The following is a 241-nucleotide window of genomic DNA, read 5'->3' as shown; positions in this document are numbered from 1 at the left end:
TTATATCAGTCCATAAGGACTGCCTCATCCACAATCAAAGGAATTGAAACTATACATGCTTTATACAAAACTAGCCAAAGAGACTTTTCTCTCTTTGGCTTTTCAGTGATTCATGAAATAAATAATCTAATGGGTGTTCCAGCTTAAAATTAGAAAATAGTTGAGATATCATTTTACTTCTTTGAACTTTGCAACAGAACCGATGTTTTCAATTGCGCCGGTTATGCTTGAACTTTTTGAG

1 pseudogene is annotated in these 241 nt (G+C 33.6%); it reads left to right on the top strand.

Annotated features, from left to right (window positions below):
• Positions 1-147 (top strand): annotated as a pseudogene (locus HMPREF0058_RS13060) (IS6 family transposase); the annotation flags it as partial.
• Between the last annotated feature and the right edge of the window lie 94 nt (positions 148-241).

The sequence above is a fragment of the Actinomyces urogenitalis DSM 15434 genome (assembly GCF_000159035.1).
GTDB lineage: Bacteria > Actinomycetota > Actinomycetes > Actinomycetales > Actinomycetaceae > Actinomyces > Actinomyces urogenitalis.
The sequence above is the reverse complement of the archived record's forward strand: the minus strand, read 5'-3'. Positions and strand labels throughout refer to the sequence as shown.